Here is a 24,390-nt window from a genome sequence, read left to right as displayed (position 1 = left end):
TTCCAAAAACGTCACTCTTATTGCCCATAGCGCGCCGAGTATTGGGCAAACAACTTACCCTAACATGGCGTCTGAGCAAAATTACGGTACACTCACCCTGTACTTATTTTTCATTTTCTACAGTCGTTGGAGTAGTGAATGGGTCAGCACTCAAACTCTAAAGCTGAGTCCTCATCTAACCCCCTGCCAGCCGCCCCAAGGGTGATTCGCGTTGGATTCATTTTGCAGCCCCACTTCTCTATGGTCGCGTTCACTGGGGCTCTTGATGCACTGGTAACGGCAAATTTGGTCTCTGCAAATTCACTCTTCGAATACACGACCTTTGGTATCGACTCGCGCGTCGTGGTGAGCGATTTAGGTATCAATATCTCCACCGATGACGTGATTGATAATGTACCGATTCAACACCGAGGCGAGCTGGATATTTTAATTGTGTGTGGCGGTTTCCGTTGTTCACTCACCGCCAACACTAAACTCAGCACCTGTTTGCGCTCGGCCGAGAAACTAGGAGTAACGCTGGGCGGACTTTGGAACGGCGCGGTCGCACTCGCTCATGCTGGCCTAATTGAGAATCAAGAGTGTGCAGTGCACCCGGACAATCATGCTTTCATGAGGGAGACTTTCCCGAGTGTAAGCGTGTCTCGCAACACCTTAGTGATTGCGCCGCAACGCGCCACCTGCTCAGGTCCAAGCAGCGCACTTGAGATGATGTTGAAGCTCATTAATCAGCTCAAAGGAGCTGAGCTCGTTCGCGCGGTCCGCGAGGTGCTAAGTTGCGATCAGGGTGCAGAGAGTCGAGATGCAATACCACTTCAAATGGGCGACGATCCGACCCTACCGGAAGTACTGCGCGGTATTATGGAATTGATGCGCAAGAACATCGATGAGCCTTTGACCTTGATTGAGCTAGCTGAGCTTAGCGAAGTATCACGCCGCCAGATGGAACGCCTCTTTCATGCCCATTTGGATAGCAGTCCATCGCGGTACTACCTGGAGCTTCGCCTCGCGCACGCGCGTCGCTTGCTGACCCAAACCAATGAGTCCATCACTAACGTAGCGCTAGCGAGTGGCTTTGTTAGTACAAGCCACTTCAGCAACTGCTACAAAGACGCCTTTGGGGTTTCACCCAGCGCGGCACGTGCCAATGTGACTGGCAAACAAACGCCGCCCCGGGCTGAGGGTCATTAGGCCTCTACTACGAGCCCAAACTCTTGGCTGGCACTCTGAATCCACAGCCAGAGGTAATCAGCAAAGCTACGGCGCACTACGAGTTCAAACTCGGTTGCAGCTGTGCGACGAATCGTCGCACCTGACTTCGCAAACACGGTAGATACCACTTTGCCGACCGGAAACTCCGAATCATGCAGATCAACCGGTGTCGACTTCTTCAGAAGATCAACGACCTTGTCGCCGCTGAGTTTGAAAACCGTAAGACCGCCACTACTGTTAACCAGCGAATAGTGGCCGCTCATCTCAGCACGAAAACCTGTCTCCAGCTCAAACGCCAGATCATTCGGCAGCGTGATGAGCCACTCGTCAGGTGAGACCCAACGCACGATAGTGCTGCCTGATTCAACGCTAGTGAGGGGCTGGATTGGCAGTTCCACACCCAGAACCCGCGCAGCGGCGCCGGTCAGCTCAGTATTTTTAGGGTCGCAACGCAGCGTCAGATGACCCATCAGTCCCAGTTCACGGAAGTGAACGCCACCGCTCGTCGCGCCCTTCTGTGCCCGAGTTGCGAGGTCCGCGTGATGCAGTGGAGATTCAGCACGCACACCAGCAGCGGCATCCGGCACCTGGTTCATGATTGCTACGGTATTAGTGTCAGACATTTTGACGCTCCCCTTTAGGATCCAGGAAGATCGGACTACAAATTTCAGCTTCTACTACGCGACCATCAGCCAGCGGGTAGTAGACCTTCTCACCCATGCGATCGAGACCTCCTTTAACCAGACCCATCGCGATACTGTGGCCCAGATTGGCACTCCAGTAGCTCGATGTGATGTGACCCACCATCGGCATCGGAATTGGTGCTTTCGGATCAAACACACCCTGCGCACCCTCTGGCAACACGATCGTTGGATCGGTGGTTTTAAGGCCGACCAACTGTTTACGCTGTTCACGCACACAGTCTTCGCGGGCCATACCGCGCTTACCGATAAAGCTGAACGGTTTCTGCTGTGATACAGCCCAACCCATACCCAGATCGTAAGGGTGTACAGAGCCGTCAGTATCCTGTCCTGCGATAATGAAGCCCTTCTCCGCACGCAAAATGTGCATAGTCTCTGTGCCATATGGCGTTAGGTTGTACTTGGCACCGTGCTCGAACAGTTTCTCCCAAACGTGCAGGCCGAAGTTCGCCTGAACGTTGATCTCAAATGACAATTCGCCCGTGAAGGAGATACGGAAAACGCGGGCGGGAACACCTGCGACCTTCATTTCACGCCAATCCATGAAACCGAGGTTCTCTTTCGATACATCGTAATCGGTCAACTCTTGCAGCAGATTACGTGCATTCGGACCTGAGATTGTCATAGTGGACCAGTGGTCAGTTACCGTATTGAAGTAGACCTCAAGCTCTGGCCATTCAGTTTGATGATAAAGTTCCAACCACTCGTAAACACGAGCTGCGCCACCTGTGGTGGTGGTCATAATGAAGTGATTCTCACCCAGGCAAGAGGTCACACCATCATCGAACACCATACCATCTTCGCCACACATCAGACCGTAGCGACACTTGCCAACGGCCAGTTTCGCCCACGCATTGGTGTAAACTCGGCCGAGGAACTCACGTGCGTCCTTACCCTGAATATCGATCTTACCGAGGGTAGACGCATCCAGAATACCAACAGACTCGCGCGTTGCTTTACATTCGCGATCCAGAGCCTGTTGCATCGTTTCTCCCGCTTTCGGGAAATACCAAGGACGTTTCCACTGACCCACGTCTTCAAACAGCGCACCGTTCTCAACGTGCCACTTGTGCATAGCCGTGTAGCGCTTAGGATCGAACAGCTCGCCACGATCGCGGCCGACCATCGCGCCAAAAGTTACTGGCGTGTAGTTAGGACGGAAAATCGTAGTGCCTGTCTCAGGGATAGTACGACCGGTCGCTTTAGCAGCGATCGCCATACCCGCGATATTACCTAGTTTACCCTGGTCAGTACCAAAACCCAGTGCGGTGTAGCGCTTAACGTGCTCGATTGACTCGAAGCCCTCACGACACGCCAGCTCGATACCGGCAGCGGTTACATCGTTCTGGTAGTCAACAAACTGTTTCGGCGCTTCTGACGTCTTTTTCAGATGCGGGATGTGGAACAGCGTCATCGCAGGCCCCTTAACAGACTCCTGCGTTGCTGGCAACTCGATAATCGGTTGATCCATACCGAGTTCAGCGCAGGCTTTGCGTCCAGCTTCAGCGCCCTGCGACAGCGCGCCTGCAGTTGTAAAGTCACCCGCGATCGCGCCAGCGATCAGACGCTTCTCAACCGTTTGACCCGGCAGAAATCCTGCAACCTTTTCGTCCCATACAGGGCGACTTCCCGTGTGGCCCGCTAGGTGAATAACCGGACTCCAACCACCACTGGTCGCAACCGTATCTGCGCTAAATTTTGCGACCGAACCGCTAACAGCAGATCCATCAGCACTCAATGGCGCAATGCTGACGCCGGTTACGCGTTTGCTGCCTGACACATCGATAACACCTGAACCCTTGATCAGATTGATACCGCGTTTAGACGCTTCGTCAACCTTAGCACCCTGCGGGTTCTGACGTGTATCAACGATTGCAACGACTTTGCGTCCTGCATCCTGCCAGTCAAACGCGGCCTGGTAACCACCATCGTTGGTTGTCATTACAACCAGGTCATTACCGGGTACAACACCGTAGCGGTTGATGTAAGTCGAAACAGCGCTCGCGATCATACAGCCGGGTACATCGTTATTGCCGTAGACCAGTGGACGCTCGTGCGCTCCAGTCGCAAGTACGACCCATTTTGCACGCACACGATGGAGCGTCTGACGCGCCTGCCCTGCCGGCGCTTTATCTGCCAGATGGTCAGTATTGCGCTCGTGGATTGTTAGGAAGTTGTGGTCGTGATAGCCATTTACGGTAGAGCGAGGCAAGAGCAGCACGTCGCGCATTCCTGCCAATTCAGCAGTAACCTGCGCCGCCCAGTTGGCTGCGTCCTCACCGTTCAATGTTTCGCGGCTCCCCAGCAGACTACCGCCAAATTCAGACTGTTCATCCGCCAGAATTACGCGTGCGCCAGCACGACCCGCTGTCAGCGCAGCAGCAAGACCAGCAGGGCCTGCACCCACAACCAACACATCGCAGTGCTGATTAATCTTCTCATAGCTATCTGGATCGTTCTCCAACGGAGAGCTACCTAACCCCGCAGCCTTGCGGATAAATTTCTCATAGGTTTCCCACATAGACTGCGGGTACATGAAAGTTTTGTAGTAGAAGCCAGGCGGCATCAACTTGCCACCGACTTTACCAACAAAGCCCATAAGATCGTTATCAACGCTTGGCCAACCGTTTGTAGCACCGGATACCAGACCGTCGAACAGCTCTTGCTGAGTCGCACGCACGTTGGGTACCTGAGTTGCTTCGGTCGCACCGAGCTGCATTACGGCGTTGGGCTCTTCTGCGCCCGCCGCAACAATGCCGCGCGGACGGCTATATTTGAAACTACGCCCAACGATATCGATACCATTGGCCAGCATTGCAGAGGCGAGGGTATCGCCCTCGAAGCCTTGATATGTTTTACCGTTATAGACGAAGTTCATCGGCTTGCTACGGTTGATGCGCCCACCAGCTTGGAGGCGGTTTTTCTGTGTCATAACTCCACTCCCTTACTTGGCGCTATCAGACTGAGCTACAACAGATGGCTTCTCACCGATCATGTAGACCTCTTTAATTTCGTAGCTCACTGTGTCGCGCGTGACATTGAAGAACTTGCGACAACCGGCAGCATGAACCCAGAGTTCGTGATGCAGACCACGAGGATTCTTGCGGAAATAGAGATACTCACCCCACTCTTTATCTGAACAGGCTTCAGGATCTAGCGGACGGGCGATATGTGCCTGACCTTTAACGTGAAACTCTTCCTCTTCGCGATACTCACAACAGTGAGGACAGTAAATATGTAGCATTGCTTATTCCTCGTTAGTGAGCCACGCCAGCTGCGCCGTGTTCGTCGACCAGCGCACCATTGTGAAAACGGAACATAGAGAAGGGTTTGGCCAGCGGGTGCATCTCACCTTTTGCAAGGGAGGCCGCAAACACATGACCAGATCCCGGCGTCGCTTTAAAGCCACCGGTACCCCAACCACAGTTGAAGAACAGATTCTTCACTGGAGTCTCACTAAGAATTGGACAGGCATCTGGACAGGTATCCACGATTCCGCCCCACTGACGGTTCATTCTGACGCGGCTGAAGATAGGGAAGAGCTCAACAATCGCTTGCAGAGTGTGCTCAATTGTCGGGAAGGAGCCGCGCTGGCCATAGCCGTTGTAGCTATCGATACCTGCACCAATTACCAGGTCACCCTTGTCAGACTGGCTGACATAGCCGTGCACGTGGTTGGACATAACCACAGTGTCCAACACCGGTTTGATTGGCTCAGAAACAAGCGCCTGTAGCGGGTGAGATTCAAGCGGCAGCTCAAAGCCACCCATCGCGGCGACCACACTCGAGTTACCAGCAACAACTGCGCCGACTCGATCAGCGCGAATCTCTCCATAACGGTCAGTTTTAACACCAACACAGGCACCATCTTCGATAATCAAATCGACGACCGCTGTCTGTTGAATAAGGTCGACTCCGTGAGCATCCGCACCGCGAGCGTAGCCCCACGCGACTGCATCATGACGCGCAACACCGGCACGAGGCTGCCAAGAGGCCCCCAGCACCGGATATCGTGTATTGGCCGAACAATCCATATGTGGCACCAGCTCTTGTACCTGCTTGGCATCCAACACTTCGCCATCAATACCGTTCAGGCGGTTGGCGTTTACTCGACGCTGTATGTCACGCATATCCTGCAGAGTATGTCCGAGGTTGAGAACACCGCGCTGTGAGAACATGACGTTATAGTTGAGGTCTTGCGAGAGACCTTCCCACAGCTTCATTGCATGCTCGTAAAGGTGGGCAGCCTCATCCCAGAGATAGTTTGAGCGCACGATAGTGGTGTTGCGTGCGGTATTACCACCGCCAAGATAGCCTTTCTCGATAACGGCAACATTGGTAACACCAAACTCTTTGGCAAGGTAGTAAGCTGTCGCGAGACCGTGGCCACCACCACCAATTACGATCACGTCGTACTTCTTCTTCGGCGTCGGATTACGCCATGCACGCTGCCAATTTTCATGATGGCTAAGGCTGTGCTTGAGAAGCCCAAAACCCGAATAGTGCTGCATTCTGCCAGCTCCCTCTCTTGCGCCCGATAACTCTTACTACCGAGACTCCTTCAATTTATGCAACCGAGGATACTCCCCACAGCTGAGGATCACTTTGCTATGAACGTCAATAATTTTTGCCACCTAAGCTTTTCAGCATGCCGAAATAAAAGGTATTCCTTTCGGTTTGGAGTCGTGTTCCAATCCGCAAAAAAGAGGATATTTAATGTCTGAAGTTACAATTCTCGATGGTGGGATGGGTCACGAGCTACGCCGTATGGGTGCCCCCTTTTCCCGGCCACTGTGGAGTGCCGAGGCGCTCATCAAAGCCCCTGAGATGGTGGTACAAGCACACACCGCCTACATCAATGCCGGCGCTGACATCATTACAACGAACAGTTATGCCTGTGTACCCTTTCACCTCGGAGAAGAGCTCTTCAGGGAGCGTGGAACCGAACTGGCAGCCTTGGCCGGCAAACTCGCTCGGGAGGCTGCAGACGAAGCGGAGCGCAAAATTAGAGTCGCTGGCTCCCTGCCTCCGGTAATGGGCAGCTACCGTCCCGACTTTTTTGACGGCACTATTGCACAACCAATAACCCAGGCTCTCTATACAGCATTAGAACCTTATGTAGACCTCTGGCTCGCCGAGACCATGTCGTCCTTAGCTGAATTCCAGAGTACCGCTGAAGTCCTCAAGCAAGCCGATAAACCTGTCTACTTCTCGTTCACCCTGGATGATGACTCTCAGCCCCCCAAGTTACGCTCTGGAGAGAGCATTACGCAGCTCGTTGATGCAGTGTCGCAAACAAATGCCACGGGCCTAATGTTCAACTGCTCGATCCCGGAGATTATGGCCGCGGCTCTGCACGAAGCTACCCAGCGCCAACAGCAAGTTGGCTCACACCTACAACTCGGTGTTTATGCGAATAAGTTCACGCCCATTAAAAGTACTCAGGACTCGCGCAGCCAAGAGATCGAGATGCGGGAGATTGAGCCCCAGGGCTATGTAGAGTTTGCCAAAGAGTGGCAGCAGTTGGGCGCAGGGATCATTGGCGGTTGCTGCGGTATAGGACCCGAGCACATCAGCGTACTTAATCAGTGGCGATTAAAGCGCGAAGCAAACTAGGCAGTTTCAAGTAAGTGCGTTAGCCGGCACCTAGCGCGTGCTCGCCGCCGTTTTATCGAGCACCAGATAGATACCCACCGCCATAATCACCAAACCCAACACCCGCTTGGTGGTGATGGCATACTGCTGCGCACCTAGCAGACCAAAGTGGTCAATGACGCTCATCGCTATCAGTTGCCCGAGCAGCGCGAACGCGATCGCATTTGAGACGCCAAATTTTGGCACGATCCAAGTGACACTAATCACATAGAAGGCGACACAGAATCCGCCGAGGTAGAAGTAGAAGGGCAAATCATCGGCGATCAATTTGCTGGGAAGACCTTCAGTCGCCAGCATGTAAACAGAGACAGAGGTAAAGGCCAGCGCAAGCGCCATTGCGGTCGCCAACGATGAGCTCATCAACTTTCCGCCTAAACCACCGTTGAGTGTTGCCATGGTTGGAATGCCGATTCCGGCCAGCAACATGACGGCAGCGTAGACATAAGGACTGTTCATCGTTCTGATTCTCTTAGTTAGCAACCGCAGTGCGGCTAATTAAGCGCGACCGCCAAGCAGCTCACGACCGCGGGCAACAGCGGCGCGTACCTGGTCAGGTGCAGTACCGCCAATGTGGTTACGCGCGCTAACAGAGCCCTCTAGCGTCAGAACCTCAAACACATCTTCCTGAATCTGATCAGAGAACTGCTGCAGCTCTTCGAGCGTCATATCGGAGAGGTCTTTGTTAGTTTTGATGCCATAAGCAACCGACAGTCCAACAATTTCATGAGCATCACGGAATGCCACACCGGCGCGCACCAGGTAGTCAGCCAAGTCGGTCGCAGTAGAGAAACCGCGACGCGCCGCTTCACGCATCTCCTCTTTACGCGCCTCGATCGCTGGAACCATGTCGGCAAAAGCACGCAGACAGCCGCGCACGGTATCAACCGTATCAAACAGAGGCTCTTTGTCTTCTTGATTGTCCTTGTTATACGCCAGCGGCTGAGACTTCATTAGCGTCAGTAGTGACATCAGATGGCCATAGACACGGCCCGACTTACCACGCACGAGCTCAGGTACATCCGGGTTCTTCTTCTGCGGCATGATCGACGAGCCGGTGCAGAAGCGATCTGGAAGATTGATAAAGTTGAACTGTGATGAGGTCCACAGGACCAGCTCTTCCGACATACGGGTCAAGTGCATCAGCAGTAGTGAGGATGCAGCGCAGAACTCGATACCAAAATCACGATCGGATACCGCATCGAGTGAGTTATTTGCCGGTGCTGTAAAGTTCAGCAGTTCAGCTGTGTATGCACGATCAATCGGATAGGTGGTGCCCGCCAGCGCAGCAGCGCCGAGTGGCATGATATTAATACGCTTACGACAGTCAGCGAAACGCTCGTAATCACGCGAAAGCATCTCAAACCACGCCAGCAGATGGTGCCCAAATGTGACTGGCTGAGCAGTCTGAAGGTGGGTAAAGCCTGGCATGATGGTATCAGCGTTGCGCTCAGAGAGATCTAGCAGCCCCTGCTGCAAGCGCGTAATCTCAGTCAAAATAAAGTCGACTTCGTCGCGCATGTAGAGACGGATGTCAGTCGCGACCTGGTCGTTACGCGAACGGCCTGTGTGCAGTTTCTTACCGGTGATACCGATCTTCTTGGTTAGAGCTGCTTCGATGTTCATATGCACATCTTCAAGGGCAACCGACCACTCAAACTGACCGCTTTCGATGTCCGACTGAATTTCACCAAGGCCCTGAATAATTGCCTCACACTCGTCAGCCGTCAGTACACCGACCTTGGTCAGCATTTTGGCGTGCGCAATCGAGCCTTGGATATCTTGACGGTAGAGACGCTGATCAAAATCGACTGAAGCGGTGAATCGTGCAACAAATTCATCTGTCGCCTCGCTAAAACGTCCACCCCACTGTTGATTGGTTGTGCTGCTCATCTCTACCTCAGAATTCAAACTTAAATTTCATCGACTGCTGCCAAAAGCGGCGCGATTATAGCATCCGCGCTGCCCCTATAGTAGAACCTCAGAGCACCGCACTCAGCGCAAAGGTCTGTTACAATGCGGCGGATTGAAATCAGATCTAACGACTTATCCATTTTGGAGCCTGCATGTCTCGCACACTTCGCATCGCTACGCGCCAGTCTCTGCTGGCTCTCTGGCAAGCTGAATATGTAAAAGCACGACTCGAGTCGTTGCACAGTGATCTCAATGTTGAACTGGTTACCATGGTAACCAAGGGCGACAAGATCCTGGACACCCCACTCGCCAAGATCGGCGGTAAAGGACTCTTCGTGAAAGAGCTCGAGAGTGCCATGCTTGAGGGTCGTGCCGATATCGCCGTGCATTCCATGAAAGATGTACCGATGGAGTTTCCAGAGGGGCTGGGCCTAGCCGTGATCTGTGAGCGCGAAAACCCAACTGATGCGTTTGTCAGCAACACCTACGAACATCTCGACCAGCTCCCTGCCGGTGCAATCGTTGGCACTTCATCGCTGCGCCGTGAGGTTCAACTGCGTGAACGCCGCCCTGATCTAGTAATTAAGAGCCTGCGCGGAAATGTGCAGACGCGCCTCGGCAAACTGGATGGCGGTGATTACGACGCCATCATTCTCGCTTCGGCCGGTCTAATTCGCCTCGAGCTAGAAGAGCGCATTCGCTACCGTATACCGGCAGAGGATAGCCTGCCAGCCGGAGGTCAGGGTGCGGTCGGTATCGAGTGCCGCATGGATGACGAAGCCACCCTTGCGTTGCTGGCTCCGCTAAACCATGCACCAACAGCAACACGGGTTCTGGCTGAACGTGCGTTAAATCGTCGCTTAGAGGGTGGCTGTCAGGTACCCATTGGCTGTTATGCAGAACTTGAAGGTGACCAGGTCTGGTTGCGCGGCCTCGTGGGTCGTCCGGACGGAACCAAGGTACTACGCGATGAGATCCGCGGCCCTGCAGCAGAGGCTGAAGCGCTGGGCATCCAGTTGGCTGACCGCCTGCTAGCGGCTGGAGCCGATACCATTCTCGCCGAGGTCTACGCTGAACGTGGCTGAGGCCGCTAAATCGGCTCGAGCAAGAGTGCTCGTCACACGCCCTGCTCACCTGCAGCAGGGTGTTATCTCACGGCTGCAAGCAGCCGGCTTTGAACCGGTATCGCTTCCCCTGCTGAAGATCGAGCCGATCGATATCGAATCGGCTGAAGCAGGTGCAGTTCGCAGCGCTATTCTGAATCTGGATCTTTACAGCAAAGTAATCTTTATCAGCCGCAACGCTGCAAGCATTGGCGCAGACCTGATCGATCAGTACTGGCCGCAACTGCCAATCGGCGTTGACTGGCTGGCGATCGGGCAAGGTACAGCCGACCAGCTCGCCGCGTTTGGTATACAAGCTTCAGTTAACCCCGGGGTAGATTCGGAGGCCCTTCTTGCTTCGCCTCAATTGCAGGAATTAACGGAGCAACGCATACTGCTGATAAAAGGTGCAGGCGGGCGTGAACTGCTGCAGCAGACACTCGAAGCTCGTGGTGGCCAAGTCGACTGCATTGAGGTCTACCAACGCAGGGGATGCAGCTATACTGAAGCGGAGTTAGCCGCGAGATTTAACCAAAGTGTAGATGCAGCATTGCTGACCAGTGGCGAAACATTGATCGCCTTCCACCAGCTAAGTTTGGCAGCAGATATGCCCCTGGTGGTACCGAGTGAGCGCGTTGCACTGCAAGCAGTACAACTCGGCTATACCGACGTAATTACCGCAACCGGTGCTAGTGACGAAGCGATGCTCGCGGCCGTGGCGCAACGATTTAGTTAATTTCCGACATAGGGATCGCACATCATGAGTGATGCGAAGAAGCCTGAAGATCAAAACCAACACGTCAGTGAACCGACTCTGCCCGATGAGCAGCTAACGGTAGACACAGAGCCGCAGCAGAAGACAACAGACGCGCAAGAGAATACTCCTGCATCAGCAACGTCTGACGTAGTTGCAGAGCAACCTGCCAATTCAGGTAAAACCGCGGTTGTGCTTGCCCTGATCGCCCTCCTTGCGGTACCCGCTCTGGGATATTGGAGCTATCTTGAGCTGCAAGCACTGCGTGAAAAGCAGACCGCTGCCAGCACTCAATTGGCCGACGAGATCGCCAGCAAAAACTCTGCGCTGCGCAATCAGGTAAATAAGTTGGAAGATGAGTTAGCACGCCTAGACGACGAACGCGAAGCACAGAACTTGCTGCTCGAGCGCACCCAGACGCGCCTAAGCGACGCGATTAAGCAGGTTGAGGCTGGCCGCTCCACCAGCGAAGCTGACTGGCGTCTAGCTGAAGCCCAGTACCTTCTTCGACTTGCGAACCAGCGTGTGCTAATGGAGCAGCGTCCAGAGGGCGCACTAACCCTGCTGCGCAGTGCGGACAAAGTGCTCGCTGACCTCGACGATGTCAGCCTCTACAGCTTGCGCCAAGCGCTAGCCCAAGATATTGCCAAGCTCGAAGCGGTACCAAAGCTCGACGTGGAGGGCACCTATCTGCGCCTGGCCGCACTCATCGAGCAGAGTCGCGAACTGCCGACCCTCTCTTTGGAACAGCAGCGCCAACTACCCGACATGCTCAAAGAGATAACGCCCGACGCAGTCGACGAAACACTGCAGCAGGATATTCAGAGCGCTTTCGCAAGGGCCATGTCTAGCCTCGAGAGCCTGGTCGTCATTCAGCAGCATGATCGCGCCGTTGAACCCCTACTCTCACCGGAGCAAGGCCACTACCTGCGTCAGAATCTGCAGCTCCTGTTAGAACAGGCTCAATTAGCTTTACTGCGCCAGCAACAGGTCATTTACGAAACCAGCCTCAATCGTTCGATTGAGCTAATCGGTCGATACTTCGACGCAGCCAACAGCGCGACACAGGCACTGAGCCAAGCGCTCGAACAGCTCAACAGGCTGCAAGTCGCTCCAAAGATGCCCAATATCAATGGCTCGCTCGATAAGCTACAGCAACACATGGCTGACCTCACCCGCCTGGGCGCGGAGGCTGCGCGATGAGACGCTTTATCGTTCTGCTGGTTGTATTACTGGTAGCGGGCGCCTGGCTCGGACAGGCAATGGTAGAGGATACGGGTTATGTGCTGCTGGCGTACAAACAGACCAGCATCGAGACCAGCATATGGGTTCTGGTTATCGCCCTGATTTTGCTCTTTGCTCTGCTGCATCTAGCACTCAATCTAGTTACTCATATCCGCTCCCCTATCTCAAGCATCAAAGAGTGGAATCAGGCTCGCACTGAACGTAAAGCAGAGGCTAAAGCCCACCTAGGCATCATGGCCCGCGCCGACGGCGATTGGTGGCGCGCCCGCAGGCTATTGCTACAAGCGGCTCGCACTAGCCACACACCAACCATTTATTATCTGGAAGCGGCTGAGATGGCAGCTCGCAGTGGTGATGAGAAAGAGGCTAGCCGGATATTAGATGATGCACTCAAAGCAGCGCCCGAAGCGAGCAGTGCCATTCAACTGCGCCGCGCTGAAATCGATCTACGACTGGGGCATGAGGGTAAAGCTCAAGCACTGTCTGAACAGTTACTGCAGCAACAGCCGAGCAACTCACAGGCTCAAGCAATTCAAGCTCGCCTACTGGCAAACCAGCACGACTGGAAGACCCTGTACCCCATGATTGCTGACCTTAAGAAAGCCGGCGCTATCGATGATCAGACTGCTCAGAGTTATCGCCGCCAGGCGGGTATCGCACTGCTCGATCAAACCGTCGAGACCTACAGCTCACTGCCAGCCGAACAGCGATCAACTGAGCTGAAGAAGCGCTGGAATGCCTTCAGCTTTGAGACTCAGCAGGACTCAAAGGTACGTCTGCACTATGTGCAGCAGTTACTAAACAGTGGCGAATCCAAGGAAGTTGAACAACTACTTGGCGGCTGGCTATCGAAAAGCTGGAATGAAGAGCTGCTACTGCGTTACTCAGAGCTTAAAGGCGCTGATGCTACGGCACAACTGAAGACCGCCAAAGCTTGGCTCAAGCAGCAGCCCAACAATGCTGCGCTTGAGCTCTGCTTGGGACGTCTGTCGCAACGCGCACAGCTTTGGGGTGCAGCCATTCAGCACTACAATCGCAGCTTAGAGCTAGAACCGCATGCTCAGACCCTGCTTGAGCTCAGTGACCTGCATCTAAACCTCGGCGAACCCGAGAAGGCGGCAGCGCTGCTGCGAGGCTACAACCGGCCGCTCAATCTGCCAGCGCCCTCGGCCGCCGATCGCGAAACCCGTAAATCCTTGGTATAAACGAAAGCCCACCGCAAGTCGGCTTTCAAGCCGACCAAAACGGGCAAGATGACTGAACGTCGCCTCAAGAGGCGACCTACCTAATCCGGCACACCACAAAGAAAAAAGCCCTAACAAGTTAGGGCTGAAAATCAAAATGCTCATATCACATACGAGTGTACGCAGTTTACACTAAACGATACTTTCTTGCTCACCTTAACCCTTATCCACACTGCTCTAACAGCCAGTCTTTGAACGCAACGACCTTTGACTGCCGGCTATCCAAGCTTCTGATCTGTAAGAAATGAGTCTCGATATAGTGCGGTTTCAACTCATCGACACCCAGCTCCACCAATTCGCCACGCGCCAATTCACGTTGCGCCAAACGTTCACTCTCAAGGACGACCCCCATGCCATCAACTGCTGCGGCGATTGCCAGTGCCGCACGATCGAAAGAGGTTCTTGGGCGCTTCGGAATCTGCAAACCTTGCTCATCGAACCAGCGAGACCAACCCAGAGGGCTGAGTTGCGACTCAATAAGATGCAGACGGCTCAACGCGTCAATGGCCGATTCACCCGAGTGTAATAGCTCTGGCGAACAGTACGGAACCGTCCGCTCAGCCCCCAGAGAAATTGTCTCGACCCCCGGCACTTGCAGCAGATTGACATAACCAATCATCAGATCGATCTCACGCACACGATTCAGATCGATAGGCTCAGCCCCGGTGCTAAGTCGTATATTGATATCAGGATAAGCCTCAAAGAACTCCGGCAACCGAGGCCCTAACCACTTCGCTGCAAAGCTCGGCGCGCAATAGAGATTCAATACCTGAGCACTGGGTGTGAGACTCAACTCGTCACAGGCCGCCTCCAGTGCGCCGAAAACACGCTGCAGGCTCTTTTGAAACCTCAGCCCCTCTAGCGTCGGCTCAACCGTGCGATTCTTGCGCACAAACAGCGGGCGTTCAAAGTGCTCTTCAAGCTCCTTTATCTGATGACTAATGGCAGACTGCGTCAGATTAAGCTCCTGCGCAGCCAGCGTGAAGCTTCGCAAGCGCGCGGCCGCCTCAAAGGCTCGCAGCAGTGATAACTTTGGCAGTCTTTTCATCTATCTTCACAATTCATTAGCAAAATTAATGAATAGTTGCCGATTCATCGTTTGTCAGTCAAGTAACTCAGAGCCGATACTCTCCTCAAATTATCCGTATTGGAGAGGGTCATGAATGCTATCAACGAGCAACTCAAAAAGAGCGGTCGAGAGTCAATCTATCAGCCAGAACAAGAGGGGCTAATCTTCCCTGAGCAGCCGGTGTTTGATAGCTATGAACAGGAGCGTTACCACCGCAAAGAGCGACTTGTAGCCGCCTGTAGGGCGTTTGCGCTGCACAACCTAGACTACGGTTTTGCTGGCCACCTCACTATCCGCGACCCCGAGCATCCACATCTCTATTGGACCAACCCAATGGCGGTTCCGTTTAGCGGGGTTAAGATGTCCAACCTGATTCTGGCCGACCACGAAGGCCAGGTATTAGAGGGTTATCATGCGATCAACCGCGCAGGATTCGTGTTGCATGCAGCAATCCACGATGAGCACCCCGATATTTTGGCGATGTGTCATGCCCATACAGTCTACGGCACTGCATTCGCATCCCTAGGCAAACCGCTGCAGATGATCAGCCAGGACGCCTGCGCTTTCTTTGAGGATCATGTGGTTATTCTTGATGAGGCGGGCCAGGTTGCCGTGGAGAAAAAAGCCGGCAACAGGGTTGCCGAGGCGTTTAGAGGCGTGAAGGCAGCAATCCACCAGAACCACGGCCTCTTCACCGCGAGCCGTCACAGTATCGAGGCTGCTGCATTCTGGTTCATAGCGCTCGAGCGAGTGTGCCAACAGCAACTACTCGTTGAAGCGACCGGTCAGGAACCCATCATTGTGCCTGACGATCGTGCTCGCTACAGCCGCGAGCACGTCGGCAGTGAATACATAGGCTGGCTGCACTTTCAACCGATCTGGGAGCAGCTAGTTGCGACCCAGCCCGACATGTTTAGCTAGCCGCAGTAATTCGGTACCCCGAAACCGGCAGGTGAACCACGAGGTCACCTGCGACTTCATCGCGGTGATCTATGGATACTCGAGCGCTATCGAGGAACCTCAGACGGCCGGTAATAGCCGGGTCTGAGGTTTCGCCCTGAGGCTTAATCGATACCTGAGCTCCCACTGCGTATTCAACACCCACCGGGCATGATACGCCCAAGGGTGCGCTGGATTGCGCAGCCGCGGCGATCTCTATAGCCTGCTCGCCCGTTAAATCGGTGTAACGATCACTCAAACGCTCCTCTGTCTGCTCAAGAATGCGCTTAATCTTGGGATACTGATTAATAAAGTCTGGCCCTAGGTCCCAGCGCCCGCGGATAAACCACGCAAGGTAGGCGATACTGAGATCAGCATACGAGAGACCGTCGGTAAACATACCCTGGCTACCCTCAAGCGCCGACTCAACAGTGTTTAGATGGGCGGATAGTTGCAGAATCACAGCGGGAAGTTGCTCCTGCAGGCCGTCCGGCGTCCAGTTGGGACCGAAGTAGAGTCCTCCACGGTCTTTGACAAACTCCTCTGGCGCACTGCCCAAGGCCGAGGTGATTACCACGCGAGCCGCAAGGTTGAATAGCGAGGTATCAGTCCAATCACCGAAGGCGAGTATCTTGGCGCGCTGCGCTTCTGGCAGTAACTGATCGGCACTCGAGCGTGCGGCTATTTCTCGTACGATATTCGCCGTATCACAGTAAATATCCGCACCGATCTGCAGCACTGGCGTGCGGCGGTATCCAGCAGTCAGAGGCATCAGTAGCGGCTTAGGCGGAACACGCGGGATTTCAACTGATCGCCAGCTCAACTCGTTGAGCGCCAAGGCTAAACGTATTTTGTGAGCAAAGGGCGATGGCCAGTAGTGGTGCAGGATCAGATCAGACACAGATAGCCTCCTGAGGGCTGAGTATGAAAGTAGAGTGCCAGAGTAGGTACTCAGTTTAGGAGTATACAAGTGCCACAGCACAACGGTTCATTCAAGCACAAAAAAAGCACCCGAAGGTGCTTTTCTAATAACTCAGGAGAGATCTCAACATTTAGATCTCAATAAAGACGCGATCACCTTCAACCTTGGTTGGGTAGGTTTTCAGGTTGACGCACACAGGTGACTGTAGCGCTTCACCAGTTTTGTAATCGAACATGCCGTTGTGCTTAGGGCATTCGATCGTCTCATCCATTACCAGGCCGTCAGCCAGGTGAATCTTCTCGTGTGTACACATACCATCGGTGCAGAAGAACTCATCTTCTGGACTACGGTAGATAGCGAAGGTGCGATCGCCGTGATCGAAACGGATCAGATCTTCGTTATCAATGTCGTCCGTTGCGCAAGCATCAATCCACTCAGCCATCGGGATTCTCCAAGTATTGGTTTAGTTAAAGTGCCGTACAGCGGCTAACGGGCAGAGAGTATCACGGACGCTAGGATATCAAAGTATTTTTTGCCTTCGAGTAAAGACACAAAAAAAGCACCCGAAGGTGCTTTTCTTTGTATTCGGTGTCTTTATTAGAGACCCCGACGCATCAGTTCACGCTGACGACGCTCTACCTCTTCCAGAGACTGAGCTGATGAGAGGTAACGCTCAGCAGCCGACATACGATTGCTCGAGAAGCGTGATTTTAGAAGATCTTTTACAGTGCGCTTAAGTTTAGTCATTTGGGTGACTCCTACAACTTTGGTCTAAATAATGGCGCGAAGTATATAGAACCCATTCCGAAAGAGTTACTGATCAAATTTCAGCCAATAGATGAGAAAAACTTAGCCTTTAGTCTAACGACATTAAAACTCACTCAGACTGAGCTCAGCGCGACGGCGTTTTTTAGATTTTTATCGTCAGGCCGGCATCCGTGCGACTAGACTCGCATCCTCGGCACGTCGTTAGGATCTAGTTTCAACTCAATCAATAGAGGTTTGGTGCGGTTTTCAATCGCGGCGATTGCCCGATCAAGATCGGCTTCGGTGGAGACCTCTATACCCTCTCCGCCCAACGCGGTACCGACAGCGGCGAAAGATGGCCAGTTGAACTGCGACAGCCCGGGATCCATATGACGATCGACGAACTGGATATGCTCCGCACCGTAAGCCGAATCGTTACAGATAATCAGAATCAGGTCACGATTCAGACGCACAGCCGTATTGAACTCGTTAATACCGCCCATCATAAAGCCGCCATCGCCACTGAATACCACGACTGGTCGATCGGTAACCGCCAAGCTCGCTCCCAACCCCACCTGCACACCCAAACCGATAGAGCCGAAGTGCGCAGTGACTAGAAAACTCAATGGATCTGGCACTGACATGCGGCACCAGACTTCCGTCATAAAGCGGCCGCCGTCGGTCGTTAAAACACGGTTTTTAGGCAGAGCTTGCTCCAATTTTTCCAGCGCACTGACATAGTTTATGCAGCCCTCTTGGGTCGATTTACTTACTGCTGCCGGGTGCTTATTGAGGGAGAAGGGTTCCAGCTCTTGGGTAAACTGGCTTGAGGGTATTTTAGCCTCATCCAACCAGTGAATAATGTTCTCGGCTGTAAGCTGCGCATCCGCCGCGAGCGCCACCGATGGATGAAAATTCTTACTGATCTCGGTCACTTCGTTATTGATCTGCACCACGCGCTTGCCCTTCACCAGTTTGCCGCGATCGGTCGTAAATGGGTGCAAGCTTGTGCCAAAGCAGATGATACAGTCTGACTGCGCAATAAGATCATAGGCCTGAGGCGTACTTAGGGTTCCAAAGATATCCATATTGAACGGATGGTCATTAAACAGTCCTTTGGCTTTTAACGTTGTCCCCAAAGGTGCCTCCAGGCGATTCGCCAGTTGCACGATCGCCTCTTTAGCTTTCACCGCTCCACCACCGGCCAAGATAATTGGGCGACGAGCTGAGGCGATAATCCCGATCGCGTTATCGAAGTCATCCCCCTCGGGAACCATCGAGGGTGCATTAAAAACTGGGTACCTGATCGGTTCATGTTTAACTTAGTGCCACATGTAATCCGCTGGCATATTCACTACGACTGGACGTTTCTCTGCCCGCGCGCGGTAAAACGCGTTCGCCACATCCTGCGCAGCCGTCTCGGGGGAGCGGATCTGCACAAAACCCGCGCCGGTAGTCTTAATAATTTCACGCTGATCAATATTCTGTAGATTCTGAGTGTCTGCTGCAGGGGTATCGCCACACAGCAGCACCATCGGCATATGAGCACGTGCACCCTCAACCAACGCGGTTATACAGTTCGTCAGTGCAGGGCCATGGGTAATAGTCGCTACACCCACTTTACCCGAGGTCTTAGAGTACGCTAGCGCCATCAGCACAGAGCTTCCCTCAATCGCCACAGGTACGAACTCGCCGCCACAATGACGCACATAGTGATCGACCATAAAGAGGTTGGCGTCGCCCATAAGACCAAAGAGTGTCGTTATATCGTGGTCAACAATAGATTGAGCAATGGATTGATAAACAAAGGTTGGGGAGACACTCATGGTCGCTAGTCACATCCTGAAGCATCGATTCGAAAACTAGTTTCATCTTAGTCAAAAACTATGGTAATTATTCCCTATATCAACCCATAAAATGCTATAAATCGGTTATATTTACCAAGATAAAACAAACAGTCGAAATATTTATTCATATGCAGCTAACTTCACGAGATAGAAAGATACTGAAGCTACTGGCGAGCGACAGTCGAATGCCAAACGCTGAGATAGCCGAGCAGGTTGGGATGTCGAGTTCGGCCTGCTGGCGGCGCATCAAAGCCTTTGAGGAGCAGGGCATCATCAACCGCTACGGCGTGCTGCTGGATGAGGAGAAGATCGGTCTGCATTTTCGCGCGATCGTTATGGTGACGCTTATCCGTCATGATCCGCAAAGCGGTGAAAAGTTTGAGCGAGCAATGGCCGAATCTGACCTAGTGACAGGCTGCTTCGCCACGACCGGGAAAGAGGACTACAACCTGCACGTTATCTGCGAAGATATCAAAGCCTATAACGACTTCCTTGAGCGCTTTCTATTTAAGCTGGGGGTTGTTGAGAGTGTGCAAACCAACGTAGTTTTACGCGATATCAAACGCAGGGGCCTGGGCTTTTAAGACCAATTAGCAGGTAGGCGCGATCTACGGGAAACGTATGCTCGCGACAGAGCGTTGCGTCAGTACTGTTAATAGGTCGCGAAATGCGGCTTCGCCGCACATCGCTCCTACGTCAGAGTTCTATAAAGGAGCGATCTGGGCGCAGCGTACGTTCGCGACAATAATTAAGCGAGTACGACGGTCTTCAGACCGTTCACAAACACACGGTGCTCAGAGTGCGCTTTAACTGCTTTAGAGAGCGCGAGGTTCTCCATATTACGGCCCATATCGCGCAGGTCGTCCGGTTCAAAACTGTGATCGACGCGGCCTACTTCCTGTTCGATAATTGGACCCTCATCAAGATCGGAAGTGACATAGTGAGCGGTAGCACCAATCTGCTTAACGCCGCGGTCAAACGCCTGGTAGTAAGGGCGCGCGCCCTTAAAGCCTGGCAGGAAGGAGTGGTGAATATTGATACATTGACCAGCCAGCGCAGAACAGAGCTCAGGTGAAAGGATCTGCATGTAACGCGCCAGCACCACCAACTCTGAACCTGTCTCTTTAAACGCCTGCATGATGCGTTTTTCACGCGCCGCTTTGGTTTCCAACTGAGTTTCCAGCTTTGGCAACAGCTCAAAATCCAAGCCGTAAAACTTGGCGATAGGCTCTAGATCAGGGTGGTTCGATAGAATACCGGTAACTTCGATGTTGAGCTCACCGCGCTTCTGACGGTAGAGCAGCTCCATCAGACAGTGATCGTGCTGCGAGACCAGAATCAGTGTCTTCATCGGTGCTGAAACTTTCGCAAAATGAGCCACCATATTGAGTCCATCGGCAACTTCAGTGTCGAATTCAACGCTCAGTTCGTTCAAGTTCTGGACCGACTCATTGGTAAATTCAATGCGACAGAAAAAACGGCCGGAGTTCCTATCGTCAAACTGCTTCATCTCGGTAATAAAGCAACCTCGATCAGCCAGAAATCCAGAAATAGCTGCAACGAGACCGGTCTGGCCTGGGCATTCAACTTTTAGGATATAGGCGTTCGCATTACTCATAATAGAATTTCCGTTGGGTTAACTTTATTGATGCTGATTAGCCGGCGGCTTTCAGCAGCACTTTCATATTTACTGACGCATCGGCCAACTGCTCAGGCTCAATCTGCGCGCGTTTATTGATCAGGCGCTCACAGAGTTTCACATCCTTAGCGACCGAGTTACCCGGTCCGATACCTGCTACAGCAATGACGCGGTGGTCCATATCCAACTCGAATACTAACAGGTTGTCGCCTGATTCACGCACAGCGCGCTTGGACTCTGGGTGACCCCAGCCAGCCATCTGCAGAACGAGATCATACTGATCTGACCAGAACCAAGGAAGCCCTTCAAACTTTGCTTTCTCGCCGCTTAGGATCTGATCGGCTACGTGGTACCCCTGTTCTTGGGCATTACGCCAAGACTCTACACGCACACGCTCACCATTGAGCGCCAACGGGAAGGAACAGCAGTCGCCTACTGCATAGATATCTGCAACGCTGGTTTCGAGGTGCTCGTTAACGGCAATACCATTAGCAAGCTCAAGACCCGCCTCATCAGCCAGTTCGATATTAGGTACCGCACCTACACCGAGAACTAGCAGATCAAATTCAAATTTTTCGCCATCATTGAGCTCAAGGAAGACGGAATCAGAGCTCGCATTCACATCGGCGATGTGAGCTCCCATATGCAGGTTCACACCAGCATCCTTATGACGCTGCTCAACGCGCGAGCTAATCTCCGGCGGTAGCACCCGGCTTAGCAGGCGCTCCTGCGCCTCAAACAGATCAACCGTCGCACCTTCGGATAGTGCAGACGCAAGCTCAAGACCGATGAAACCACCGCCAACAATACCCACACGTGGATTGGCGTGTTTCTCAACCAACGCTTTGATCTCATCTGCGTCAGCTTTGGTGCGCAGCGTCTTGATCGGTGTTCCAGGTAGGTCATAGGCAGGAATCATGCGCGCACGAGCACCGGTTGCGATAACCAGTTTATCGAACGGCAGCTTCACGCCATTCACCTCAACGGTTTTACCCGCAGCATCAATAGACTGAGCCGGCTGACCGGCAAATAAGGTCAACCGATCAGAGTCGAGCTGCTTGGTTGGATCCAAATCAACCACCGGTACCGGCTCGCCAATCTTCAACCCTTTAGATAGAGGAGGACGATCATAGGCCACATCGGCTTCGTCACTGATCAGACTGATATGCAGATCCTGATCACTGGCCAGCAGACGCTGAGCACAACTTACACCAGCAAGGCTGGCACCGATAATAATGATTGATTTAGACATCGCTCTCTCGGTAGAGGTAAAACAGTGCAATTCTGGATCCGCTACTCTGAGCAACGGATCCAGAGGAGGGTTTAGCCAAGTACTTCAGCTACTTTAACCATGCGGCCTTCAGCTGCCGAACGTACAGCCGCTTCAGCCAATACCAGTGCCATCAGGCCATCTTCGCCAGTCGTTGGCGGCGTTACACCCTGCTCAACTGCAGCAACGAAGGCGCGAATTTCAGCCTGGTAAGCTGGCATGTAGCGTTCCATGAAGAAATTCATCAATGGACGACGCTTGTAGCCATCAGCCGTTGCGATCTGCACAGTGTTCTCATGGTGGTTATCAGCCTGCGCCATACCCTCAGAGCCCAGCACTTCAATACGCTGATCGTAACCGTAAGTGGCACGACGGGTGTTAGTGATAACAGCCTGGCGGCCCGACGCAGTCTTCATCAGCACGTTAACTGAGTCGTAGTCACCCGCTTTACCGATCTCTTCATCCACAAGCACTGAACCAGTCGCCTGTACTTCAGCAACCTCCTCACCCAGCAACCAGCGAGCCATGTCAAAGTCATGGATAGTCATGTCGCGGAAGATACCGCCTGAACGCTTGATGTACTCGATTGGTGGTGCGCCTGGATCACGGCTGGTGATAGTCACCATCTCAACCTTACCGATAGTGCCGTCATCAATCGCATCTTTAACACCGGTGAAGTCTGGGTCGAAACGGCGGTTAAAGCCGACCATCAGCGTCCCTTTGGTCTCTTCTACCACTTTCAGACAGTCCTGTACGCGCTTAATGCTCAGGTCAACCGGCTTCTCGCAGAATACCGCTTTACCCACCTTACAGAACTGTTCGATCAGATCTGCATGGGTGTCAGTTGGGGTACAGATAATTACGCCGTCGATATCATCTGATGCGGCAATCTCATCGATTGTGCGGATATCACAACCATACTGATCAGCCATCGCCTGCGCAGCATCTGCAAACGGCTCTGCAACAGCAACAAACTCTGCACCAGCGGTAGCGCTGATAGCAGCAGCGTGGGCTTTACCGATACGGCCAGCGCCCAAAATACCAATACGAACTGTCATTTTATTTCTCCTGGAATGGCTAAACTCTGAGCCGATATACATGGAACAGACGCCCATTTTTACTAATTAGGCGACTCTAGCAATCTATTTTTCAACTATCAATAACTTTGGAATGAATATTCCAAAGGATAAATTTCATCGCCGTGTGACGACCGATTTTCGCCTCATTCGCTGTGCGAATAAGCCTCCCACGGGTCGTCATATGTAGCCTCTGAGGGAGGCGTATCGACCGTGGGGAGATGAGGCGAAAAAAACGCCCTCCGAGGAGGGCGTCTATCAAAGCTGATCAAACCAGCTAGCTTTAAGCGTTCTCTGCATACTCCGGAGCGGTTTTCGCGCCCGTTATGTAAGCAACCACATCCTCGCCCGAAGTCTCCTCTTTACGAAGATTGGCAACGATACGGCCACGACGGAACACCACGATGCGATCCACCAAGTCAAACACCTGACGCATGTTGTGGCTGATCAGGATCAGCGGTTCACCCGCCTCTTTCAACGTGCGGATGATGTTCTCAACCTGTGCCGTCTCCTGAACACCCAGAGCCGCTGTTGGTTCATCCATGATGGTCAGTTTTGAGTGGAAGGTCGCTGTACGAGCGATCGCCACACACTGGCGCTGACCGCCGGACATATTGCTGATGGAGTTATTGACGTTCGGGATCTTTACTCCGGTCTTCTCCAACGAGGCCATGGTCGCTTCGCGCATTGCTTTGTAGTCCAAGATCGAGAAGGGACCCAACTTGAACTTGAAGATTTCACGTCCGAGAAAGAGGTTATCCGGAACGTTCAAGGCATCTGCCAACGCGAGGTTCTGGAACACGGTCTCTATGCCGGCTTCACGCGCCTCTAGCGGGCCTGCGAACTCAACGTCGGAACCGTCAAACCAGATTTTACCCGAGGTGCGTTGTTCTACACCTGTAATCTGACGCACGAAGGTCGATTTTCCCGCACCGTTGTCACCCATGATGGCAACGTGCTCGCCTTTGCGGATCTCAAAATCAGCCCCTTCAAGAGCGTGTACACCACCATAGTGTTTGGTGAGGCCTTCTGTCTTTAGAATAATTTCACTCATCGCCA

The 24,390-nt window shown here is 53.1% G+C and carries 24 protein-coding genes; 8 read left to right on the top strand and 16 right to left on the bottom strand.

Annotated features, from left to right (window positions below):
* Positions 1-138: 138 nt before the first annotated feature.
* Positions 139-1,188 carry a GlxA family transcriptional regulator gene (locus AC1WNR_RS02350; RefSeq protein ID WP_481642939.1) on the top strand — a complete coding sequence of 350 codons (1,050 nt, stop codon included), beginning with the start codon at positions 139-141 and terminating at the stop codon, positions 1,186-1,188.
* On the opposite strand, the gene AC1WNR_RS02345 is transcribed toward AC1WNR_RS02350, so the two are convergent.
* The 4 genes from AC1WNR_RS02345 to AC1WNR_RS02330 are packed head-to-tail and all read right to left on the bottom strand — an operon-like array spanning position 1,185 to position 6,421.
* Positions 1,185-1,832, bottom strand: coding sequence for a sarcosine oxidase subunit gamma (locus AC1WNR_RS02345; RefSeq protein ID WP_481642938.1), 648 nt, complete (start codon positions 1,830-1,832; stop codon positions 1,185-1,187). The genes AC1WNR_RS02350 and AC1WNR_RS02345 overlap by 4 nt on opposite strands.
* Entirely contained in the window at positions 1,825-4,842 is a 3,018-nt protein-coding gene (locus tag AC1WNR_RS02340) for a sarcosine oxidase subunit alpha (RefSeq protein ID WP_481642937.1), read from the bottom strand. The genes AC1WNR_RS02345 and AC1WNR_RS02340 overlap by 8 nt, the downstream gene beginning before the upstream one ends.
* 12 nt (positions 4,843-4,854) lie before the next feature.
* Positions 4,855-5,154: a sarcosine oxidase subunit delta gene (locus AC1WNR_RS02335; protein WP_481642936.1), complete on the bottom strand. Its 300-nt coding sequence runs from the start codon at positions 5,152-5,154 to the stop codon at positions 4,855-4,857.
* A 13-nt stretch (positions 5,155-5,167) separates the two neighbouring features.
* Complete coding sequence (locus AC1WNR_RS02330) at positions 5,168-6,421, bottom strand: sarcosine oxidase subunit beta family protein (protein WP_481642935.1); 1,254 nt, start codon at positions 6,419-6,421, stop codon at positions 5,168-5,170.
* A gap of 205 nt (positions 6,422-6,626) precedes the next feature.
* Here AC1WNR_RS02330 and AC1WNR_RS02325 point away from each other — a divergent pair, with 205 nt between their 5' ends.
* The gene (locus tag AC1WNR_RS02325; protein WP_481642934.1) at positions 6,627-7,526 is read left to right on the top strand and encodes a homocysteine S-methyltransferase family protein; all 900 of its coding nucleotides are present in this window, start codon (positions 6,627-6,629) and stop codon (positions 7,524-7,526) included.
* A gap of 30 nt (positions 7,527-7,556) precedes the next feature.
* Here the strand turns inward: AC1WNR_RS02325 and AC1WNR_RS02320 are convergent, their stop codons facing one another.
* Together AC1WNR_RS02320 and argH are read right to left on the bottom strand one after the other, a co-directional pair.
* Positions 7,557-8,021 (bottom strand): DMT family transporter, encoded by a 465-nt coding sequence (locus tag AC1WNR_RS02320; protein ID WP_481642933.1) that lies wholly within the window; start codon positions 8,019-8,021, stop codon positions 7,557-7,559.
* Positions 8,022-8,060: 39 nt separating this feature from the next.
* Entirely contained in the window at positions 8,061-9,455 is a 1,395-nt protein-coding gene (argH, locus tag AC1WNR_RS02315; RefSeq protein ID WP_481642932.1) for an argininosuccinate lyase, read from the bottom strand.
* 173 nt (positions 9,456-9,628) lie between these two features.
* Between argH and hemC the strand changes: the two genes are divergently transcribed.
* From hemC to AC1WNR_RS02295, 4 genes are read left to right on the top strand one after another with little or no spacing between them, the layout of a single operon-like run.
* Positions 9,629-10,561, top strand: a complete 933-nt coding sequence (gene hemC / locus AC1WNR_RS02310) for a hydroxymethylbilane synthase (protein ID WP_481642931.1) — start codon at positions 9,629-9,631, stop codon at positions 10,559-10,561.
* 25 nt (positions 10,562-10,586) lie between these two features.
* Positions 10,587-11,315, top strand: a complete 729-nt coding sequence (locus AC1WNR_RS02305) for a uroporphyrinogen-III synthase (RefSeq protein WP_481642930.1) — start codon at positions 10,587-10,589, stop codon at positions 11,313-11,315.
* A 24-nt stretch (positions 11,316-11,339) separates the two neighbouring features.
* Positions 11,340-12,536: a uroporphyrinogen-III C-methyltransferase gene (locus AC1WNR_RS02300; RefSeq protein ID WP_481642929.1), complete on the top strand. Its 1,197-nt coding sequence runs from the start codon at positions 11,340-11,342 to the stop codon at positions 12,534-12,536.
* Positions 12,533-13,783 (top strand): heme biosynthesis HemY N-terminal domain-containing protein, encoded by a 1,251-nt coding sequence (locus AC1WNR_RS02295; protein ID WP_481642928.1) that lies wholly within the window; start codon positions 12,533-12,535, stop codon positions 13,781-13,783. Before AC1WNR_RS02300 ends, AC1WNR_RS02295 begins: the two co-directional genes overlap by 4 nt.
* Before the next feature lie 202 nt (positions 13,784-13,985).
* Here the strand turns inward: AC1WNR_RS02295 and AC1WNR_RS02290 are convergent, their stop codons facing one another.
* Positions 13,986-14,870 (bottom strand): LysR substrate-binding domain-containing protein, encoded by an 885-nt coding sequence (locus AC1WNR_RS02290; RefSeq protein WP_481642927.1) that lies wholly within the window; start codon positions 14,868-14,870, stop codon positions 13,986-13,988.
* Between the two features lie 111 nt (positions 14,871-14,981).
* Here AC1WNR_RS02290 and AC1WNR_RS02285 point away from each other — a divergent pair, with 111 nt between their 5' ends.
* The gene (locus tag AC1WNR_RS02285; protein WP_481642926.1) at positions 14,982-15,812 is read left to right on the top strand and encodes a class II aldolase/adducin family protein; all 831 of its coding nucleotides are present in this window, start codon (positions 14,982-14,984) and stop codon (positions 15,810-15,812) included.
* Here AC1WNR_RS02285 and AC1WNR_RS02280 read toward each other — a convergent pair.
* The 5 genes from AC1WNR_RS02280 to AC1WNR_RS02260 form a co-directional block, all read right to left on the bottom strand.
* A complete protein-coding gene (locus tag AC1WNR_RS02280; protein WP_481642925.1) occupies positions 15,805-16,731 on the bottom strand; it encodes a glutathione S-transferase family protein in 927 nt (308 codons plus the stop codon). The two genes, AC1WNR_RS02285 and AC1WNR_RS02280, sit on opposite strands and share 8 nt — an antisense overlap.
* Before the next feature lie 151 nt (positions 16,732-16,882).
* Positions 16,883-17,194 carry a MocE family 2Fe-2S type ferredoxin gene (locus tag AC1WNR_RS02275; RefSeq protein WP_481642924.1) on the bottom strand — a complete coding sequence of 104 codons (312 nt, stop codon included), beginning with the start codon at positions 17,192-17,194 and terminating at the stop codon, positions 16,883-16,885.
* Between the two features lie 155 nt (positions 17,195-17,349).
* A complete protein-coding gene (locus AC1WNR_RS02270) occupies positions 17,350-17,499 on the bottom strand; it encodes a hypothetical protein (protein ID WP_481642923.1) in 150 nt (49 codons plus the stop codon).
* Between the two features lie 197 nt (positions 17,500-17,696).
* Positions 17,697-18,776: a thiamine pyrophosphate-binding protein gene (locus tag AC1WNR_RS02265; RefSeq protein WP_481642922.1), complete on the bottom strand. Its 1,080-nt coding sequence runs from the start codon at positions 18,774-18,776 to the stop codon at positions 17,697-17,699.
* 45 nt (positions 18,777-18,821) lie between these two features.
* Entirely contained in the window at positions 18,822-19,325 is a 504-nt protein-coding gene (locus AC1WNR_RS02260; protein WP_481642921.1) for a thiamine pyrophosphate-binding protein, read from the bottom strand.
* 149 nt (positions 19,326-19,474) lie between these two features.
* Between AC1WNR_RS02260 and AC1WNR_RS02255 the strand changes: the two genes are divergently transcribed.
* The gene (locus AC1WNR_RS02255; protein ID WP_481642920.1) at positions 19,475-19,930 is read left to right on the top strand and encodes an Lrp/AsnC family transcriptional regulator; all 456 of its coding nucleotides are present in this window, start codon (positions 19,475-19,477) and stop codon (positions 19,928-19,930) included.
* A gap of 164 nt (positions 19,931-20,094) precedes the next feature.
* Here AC1WNR_RS02255 and purU read toward each other — a convergent pair whose 3' ends face one another.
* The 4 genes from purU to AC1WNR_RS02235 form a co-directional block, all read right to left on the bottom strand.
* A complete protein-coding gene (purU, locus tag AC1WNR_RS02250; protein ID WP_481642919.1) occupies positions 20,095-20,964 on the bottom strand; it encodes a formyltetrahydrofolate deformylase in 870 nt (289 codons plus the stop codon).
* A gap of 37 nt (positions 20,965-21,001) precedes the next feature.
* The gene (locus AC1WNR_RS02245; protein ID WP_481642918.1) at positions 21,002-22,237 is read right to left on the bottom strand and encodes an NAD(P)/FAD-dependent oxidoreductase; all 1,236 of its coding nucleotides are present in this window, start codon (positions 22,235-22,237) and stop codon (positions 21,002-21,004) included.
* A 71-nt stretch (positions 22,238-22,308) separates the two neighbouring features.
* On the bottom strand, positions 22,309-23,313 hold the full coding sequence (gene iolG, locus AC1WNR_RS02240) for an inositol 2-dehydrogenase (RefSeq protein ID WP_481642917.1): 1,005 nt from the start codon (positions 23,311-23,313) through the stop codon (positions 22,309-22,311).
* Between the two features lie 301 nt (positions 23,314-23,614).
* The gene (locus AC1WNR_RS02235) at positions 23,615-24,385 is read right to left on the bottom strand and encodes an ATP-binding cassette domain-containing protein (protein WP_481642916.1); all 771 of its coding nucleotides are present in this window, start codon (positions 24,383-24,385) and stop codon (positions 23,615-23,617) included.
* Between the last annotated feature and the right edge of the window lie 5 nt (positions 24,386-24,390).

This window comes from Marinobacterium marisflavi, from assembly GCF_982447095.1.
This window is presented reverse-complemented; position numbering and strand designations above follow the sequence as displayed.